The sequence below is a fragment of the Sinorhizobium medicae genome (genome assembly GCF_007827695.1).
GTDB lineage: Bacteria > Pseudomonadota > Alphaproteobacteria > Rhizobiales > Rhizobiaceae > Sinorhizobium > Sinorhizobium medicae.
In genome coordinates this window covers 1-6,348 of the sequence record NZ_VITA01000053.1, presented here as the reverse complement: position 1 = coordinate 6,348, position 6,348 = coordinate 1, and the positions used below count along the sequence as shown (strand labels likewise).

The 6,348-nt window shown below is 58.1% G+C and carries 6 protein-coding genes and 1 pseudogene; all 7 read left to right on the top strand.

What is annotated here, in order from left to right; translation table 11 throughout:
• On the top strand, positions 1-546 hold a 546-nt coding region (locus tag FB009_RS32375), incomplete at its 5' end, for an extracellular solute-binding protein (RefSeq protein ID WP_145162737.1).
• A 92-nt stretch (positions 547-638) separates the two neighbouring features.
• Complete coding sequence (locus FB009_RS32370; protein WP_011970934.1) at positions 639-1,514, top strand: ABC transporter permease; 876 nt, start codon at positions 639-641, stop codon at positions 1,512-1,514.
• Position 1,515: 1 nt separating this feature from the next.
• A complete protein-coding gene (locus tag FB009_RS32365) occupies positions 1,516-2,316 on the top strand; it encodes an ABC transporter permease (protein WP_011970933.1) in 801 nt (266 codons plus the stop codon).
• Positions 2,313-3,392, top strand: coding sequence for an ABC transporter ATP-binding protein (locus FB009_RS32360; RefSeq protein ID WP_011970932.1), 1,080 nt, complete (start codon positions 2,313-2,315; stop codon positions 3,390-3,392). The genes FB009_RS32365 and FB009_RS32360 overlap by 4 nt, the downstream gene beginning before the upstream one ends.
• A gap of 79 nt (positions 3,393-3,471) precedes the next feature.
• The gene (locus FB009_RS32355) at positions 3,472-4,944 is read left to right on the top strand and encodes an NAD-dependent succinate-semialdehyde dehydrogenase (protein WP_024325610.1); all 1,473 of its coding nucleotides are present in this window, start codon (positions 3,472-3,474) and stop codon (positions 4,942-4,944) included.
• A 360-nt stretch (positions 4,945-5,304) separates the two neighbouring features.
• Positions 5,305-5,760 carry a transposase gene (locus tag FB009_RS32350; RefSeq protein WP_011970930.1) on the top strand — a complete coding sequence of 152 codons (456 nt, stop codon included), beginning with the start codon at positions 5,305-5,307 and terminating at the stop codon, positions 5,758-5,760.
• A gap of 242 nt (positions 5,761-6,002) precedes the next feature.
• Positions 6,003-6,191: pseudogene (locus tag FB009_RS33610) on the top strand (hypothetical protein); the annotation flags it as partial.
• Positions 6,192-6,348 lie beyond the last annotated feature (157 nt).

Sequence of the window (6,348 nt, the reverse complement as noted above, 5' to 3'; positions counted from 1 at the left end):
TTCTACAAGTGGTCCGCGCCGGGTGTGATTGAGGCGGCGCTGCTTGCCGACGGCGTGCCGGCCGACAAGCTCTATCCCCTCGATCTCGACCGCGCTTTCAAGAAGCTCGACACGATTAAGTCCGACATCATCTGGTGGTCAGGCGGCGCGCAGTCGCAACAGCTCCTCGCCTCCGCCGAAGCGCCTTTCGGTAGCGTCTGGAACGGCCGCATGACGGCGCTCGCGCAAAGCGGCATCAATGTCGAGACTTCCTGGGAACAGAACATCACCGCCGCCGACGCTCTCGTAGTCCCCAAGGGCTCGAAGAACAAGGAAGCGGCGATGCAATTCATAGCGCTCGCCACATCGCCAGAAGCTCAGGCCGACCTTGCAAAGATCACCGGATACGCGCCGATCAACCTGGATTCGCCTAAGATGATGGATCCGGAATTGGCGAAGACCCTGCCGGACGCGCAGACGGCAAGCCAAGTGAATGCGGACATGAACTACTGGGCCGAGAATCGCGATGCCATCGGCGAGCGCTGGTACGCCTGGCAGGCGAAGTAATCATTGGGAACGGCTGGAAGGACGTTGTGGCGTTCTTCCGGTCGCTCCGGCAGCCGGAAAGCGGCGCGCCTTGCGTTTAGGGAGGAGAAACAATGGTATCGCAGACCGAAACCGGGAGTGGGAGACCGAATTCGCCTGCACAGGTCCGGCGGCTGACCGACTTTGACCTGACATTGCCAGCCCTAGGGCTGCTGATCCTGTTCTTCGTCATGCCGGTCGCCATGCTGTTAACGCGTAGCGTCACAGAGCCGGTGCCGGGTCTCGGCAACTATGCCGAATTGCTGGGCTCATCAACCTACCTGCGAATATTCGCAAACACCTTCATCGTTTCTAGCCTCGTCACACTTGTATCGTTGCTGATCGGCTTTCCTGTCGCCTGGGCACTGGCCATCATGCCTAGCCGCGCGGCATCCATTGTGTTCGCCATTCTGCTTCTATCCATGTGGACGAACCTTCTTGCGCGTACTTACGCGTGGATGGTGTTGCTTCAGCGCACAGGTGTCATCAACAAGATGCTGCTTGGAATGGGGCTCATCGATACGCCGCTTCCGCTCGTCAACAATCTGACGGGAGTGACGATCGGCATGACCTACATCATGTTGCCCTTCATCATCCTGCCGCTCTATGGCGTCATCCGGAAGATCGATCCTGCCATCCTGCAGGCGGCTGCTCTTTGTGGCGCCAATCGCTGGCAGTCGCTCGTGCGCGTGCTGCTGCCGCTCGCAATGCCGGGCATGGCGGCAGGTGCGCTTATGGTCTTCGTGATGTCGCTCGGCTACTTCGTTACGCCGGCGCTGCTCGGCGGTACTTCGAACATGATGCTCGCGGAGCTCATCGCACAGTTCGTCCAGTCTCTCGTCAACTGGGGCATGGGCGGCGCCGCGGCCCTGGTGCTTCTGGTCGTCACCCTAGCGCTGTACGCCGTGCAGCTTCGTTTCTTCGGCACAAACCGGATGGGAGGGCGCTGACATGCTCCTGAATTTCGACCGTCTGGGCTGGTGGAAGCTCGTTCTCATCGGCATCACGTTGCTGACAACTGCCTTCCTGCTCCTCCCCATCCTATTCATAGCGGCACTCTCCTTCGGTTCGTCGCAATGGCTAATATTCCCGCCGCCCGGTTGGACGCTCAGGTGGTACCAGGAGCTACTCGAAGATCCCCGTTGGCTGGACTCTGCCTGGACGAGCTTCCGCATCGCAATCATCGTTACGGTGCTGTCGGTCCTTCTCGGTCTAGTCACTTCTTTCGGTCTGAACCGCGGGCGGTTCTTGTTTCGGGAAGCGTTGAAGGCGCTATTTCTGACGCCGATGATCCTGCCCGTCGTCGTGCTAGCCGTGGCGCTATACGCCTTCTTCCTGCAGATCGGTCTCAATGGAACCCTCACCGGCTTCGTCATTTCCCATCTGGTGCTGGCACTGCCGTTCTCAATCTTGTCGATCACAAATGCGCTCGAGGGCTTTGATAAATCGATTGAGGATGCCGCCGTTCTGTGCGGCGCTTCGCCTTTCGAAGCCAAAATCCGTGTGACGCTGCCGGCCATCAGCCACGGCGTCTTCTCAGCGGCAATATTTTCCTTCCTCACCTCTTGGGACGAAGTGGTCGTCGCGATTTTCATGGCGAGCCCGACGCTTCAGACGCTTCCCGTCAAGGTTTGGTCGACCTTGCGCCAGGATTTAACGCCGGTCGTTGCCGCCGCCTCCACGCTTCTCATCCTCTTGACAGTACTTTTGATGGTGCTCGTCGCCATCGTCCGTAAAGGATTAAAATCATGAATAGACCCTTCCTGCAGATTCGCGGCATCCGCAAGGAGTATGGCCCGGTGACGGCCGTGCAAGATGTTACTATCGATGTTGCACAGGGGGAATTCCTGACCTTTCTTGGCCCTTCGGGATCCGGAAAAAGCACGACGCTTTACATCCTGGCCGGCTTTGAGAACCCGACGCGCGGGGACATCTTGCTAAATGGCGAAACGCTGCTGGCGACGCCTTCGCACAAACGCAATATCGGCATGGTGTTCCAGCGCTACACGCTGTTTCCGCATCTTTCCGTCGGCGAGAATATCGCCTTTCCGCTAAAGGTCAGGCGTCTTCGGAAGGCGGAGATCGACGCCAAGGTGCGCGCGATGCTGAAGCTCGTCCGGTTGGAAGGCTTTGAGGACCGTAAGCCCGCTCAGATGTCCGGCGGCCAGCAGCAGCGTGTGGCCTTGGCCCGCGCACTCGCCTATGACCCGCCAGTGCTGCTGATGGATGAGCCGCTTTCTGCCCTCGACAAAAAGCTGCGCGAGGAGATCCAGCACGAAATCCGCCGGATCCACCAGCAGACGGAAGTCACAATCTTGTATGTCACGCATGACCAGGAGGAGGCACTTCGTCTTTCCGATCGCATTGCCGTTTTCTCAAAGGGCGTGATCGATCAGATCGGCACAGGGCCGGAACTATACGCCAACCCGGCCACTCGGTTCGTGGCCGAGTTTATCGGCGACAGCGATTTTCTCCCTTGCGACGTGGTCTCGACGGTCAATGGCCGAGCCGATATTGCTGTGTGCGGTTCCATGACCATTTCGAACATTCCGCTTCATGGGACTGCTTCTTCGGGGAGCAAAGCGGCGCTTATGCTGAGGCCGGAGCGGCTACTGTTGTCAAAGACGAAGTCAGACATCGGGTTGCCGGTCACGGTCAGCGATATCACCTTCCTCGGCAACAACGTCCATGTGGCCACGAAAACCCGCAAAGGCAACGACCTGTCCGTCCGCCTTCCCTTCGGTCATGAAGCGATCTCGGGACTCAATCGGGGAGATGCCGTTTGGCTCAGATTCGATGCCGGGTCGGCGCACGTTTTCGGTCAGTGAATTAGCCGCTATTTGTGGGACGCCGGGCGATGGAACAGTAGCGGCCCGGAAACAAGGCGACGCACCAGGAGACCTACGCATGACGATTTCGGAAACACTGCTCGTCAAACTGAAGGATCCCAGCCTCGCTGTCGATAAGGGTTTGATCGGCGCCGAATGGCTTGACAGAAGCGACAGCGGCAAGACGTTCGATGTCAGCAATCCGGCGACCGGCGAGGTCATCGCCATCTTGCCCGACATGAGTCGGTCCGAAACCGCACGTGCGATCGATGCGGCCCACGCGGCGCAAAGGGCATGGGCGGAGAAGACGGGCAAGGAACGCGCCGCGGTGCTGCGCAACCTGTACGACCTCGTGATTGCCAATGCCGAAGACCTCGCCACCATCCTGACGATGGAAATGGGTAAGCCGCTTACGGAGGCGAAGGGCGAGATTCTCTACGGCGCGTCTTACGTCGAGTGGTTTGGCGAGGAGGCGAAGCGTGTCTACGGCGACACGATTCCGGGCCACCAGCCGGACAAGCGCATCATCGTCCTCAAACAGCCGATCGGGGTCGTGGCGGCGATCACGCCGTGGAATTTTCCGAATGCGATGCTCGCCCGAAAACTGGCGCCTGCCGCTGCCGCAGGCTGCACAGTGGTTTCGAAGCCTGCCGCGGAGACGCCGCTGTCGGCACTGGCGATAGCCTTGCTCGCAGAGCGCGCCGGCCTGCCTGCCGGAGTCTTCAACGTTATCCTGTCGACCGATTCCGCGGAAGTTGGCAAAGAAATGTGTGCCAATGACAAGGTTCGCAAGCTGACCTTCACCGGCTCCACCAATGTCGGCAAAATATTGATGCGCCAGGGCGCCGACCAGATCATGAAGCTGGGCTTGGAACTCGGAGGCAACGCGCCGTTCATCGTCTTTGACGACGCCGATCTCGACGCCGCTGTCGAAGGCGCCATGGTCGCCAAGTACCGCAACAACGGGCAGACCTGCGTCTGCGCCAATAGGCTTTTCGTGCAGGCCGGAATTTACGACGCCTTTGCCGCGAGGCTGACTGCCAAGGTTAGCGAGATGACGATCGGCGACGGGTTTGAGCCGGACGTCGACGCTGGCCCGCTGATCTCGGAAAAGGCTCTCGCCAAGGTCGAGGAACATATCCGGGACGCCGTGACGAAGGGTGCCGATCTGGTTCTGGGCGGCAATGCGCGGGGCGGTTTGTTTTTCGAGCCGACCGTCCTGACCGGAGCCACCATGGACATGAAGATTGCTCGCGAGGAGACGTTCGGTCCCGTCGCGCCGCTCTTCAAGTTCGAGACCGAGAATGAAGTTGTCAGTATGGCCAACAACACCGAGTTCGGCTTAGCATCCTATTTTTACTCCAAGGATGTGAGTAAGGTATTCCGCGTGGCGGAAGCGCTAGAATACGGCATGGTGGGCATCAATACAGGCCTGATCTCTACGGAAGTAGCTCCCTTCGGCGGTGTCAAGCAGTCGGGGCAAGGCCGCGAAGGCTCCAAATACGGCATCGATGACTATGTGGAAACCAAGTATCTTTGCCTCAGTATTTGAGCGCGCGACGAGCGAATTGCTGGTGAGGGTCCGTTACAACGTACTGGCAATGTTCCCGGTGTATGCTTCGAATGTCGCGTATCGCATCTATTGGAGGGCTGACAGCGCCAGAACGCTTTAAAGCAGCCTCAGGCTGTGTTGACTGCTTTGTATCGCTCGAAGGACTGCCTCTGTCCGCGTGGTCTGCCATGTAGACGTGTCCGATAGTGCCGCTGCTCCAAGCGGCGATGATAAGGCATCATCAAAGCCTGGATCAAACACCCAAACATCAATTATCCGTAAAGCAGGATTCTAATAGTTGGGTTGACTCTGTGGAACACTCAGCCGAGAACATTCGGATGCTAAAGGAGGGAATTTCTGATGGTTGACGAAAGTAATGCAGGGCCAGTTGCTCCGGCTGTAGTGGCGGATGCAGAAGTGAAAGCACCCACGGGTAAGAAGCGGAGCTCGTCACGGCCCCAGAAGGCGCCCCCCGAACCAGCTCAACCAAAGATGCCGGCCGCTAAACGCAGGGGATATAGCGAGCAAGAGAGGAGCGAGAAGCTCAGGCTGATTGAGACAAAAGTCAGCGAAGGCAATATCCTCAAGGACGCTATCAAGAGCGCCGGTATATCAGAGCAAACCTACTATCATTGGAAAGGTGCTGCTAAGTCAGCCGCGCGAAAGGACATTGAGGGAACTAGCCCCTTATGGGCTGCCGATGAGTTTGCAGAGCTTGTCCGGCTTGAAGAGGAAAATCAGAGGCTCCGCAAGCAACTGGCGGAGAAGCTGCGAACGGAAAATACTGAACTGCGCAAGAGGCTCGGTTTGGACTGACGAGGAGCTGGAAGGCCCGGGAAGACGTTGCTTTGTCGTTCTCCGCGCTACGCCAGGGGCTCCCGATTTGCCATTTCGCCCAGACGAAGCCCTGCTGTCCCAAATCTTGCCGGGTCCAGGGCCGGTGGCGCGTTGCGAAGCAATTGAAACACGCGAGGAAGGGCTATATTGGTGCGCCAGCGGAAATCCCGCGGGGCCATCAGTGTCGCGTCAGTTTTCACGGTTGCTTGGGGTCGAAAGAGATGAAGAGGCCACAACAGACATTTGTTGTCGAAAAGAAGACAAGCGGCGACAGCCAAACGCACAGACGAAGTCAATCTGGGGAGATACGGATCTTAAGGCTTTGGCACGCGAAGTGGAAGATATGGCGTCGCATCCGTTCAATTCAAAATGAGGGACGTGGAACCTTTGGCTCGAGTGAAACTAGGCTGGTTGTGACCTGCCACGGGTGATCTGAACCCTTTAAACTGGACCAGTTTGAAGGGTTCAAAACCCGCCGAGGCTCTCTTATGTTCATTTGCAAGCTCCTTAATCATGACTCTTTCCTTTCCGGCCTTGAGGACGAAAGCACGCATGCGTGAAGCTGTT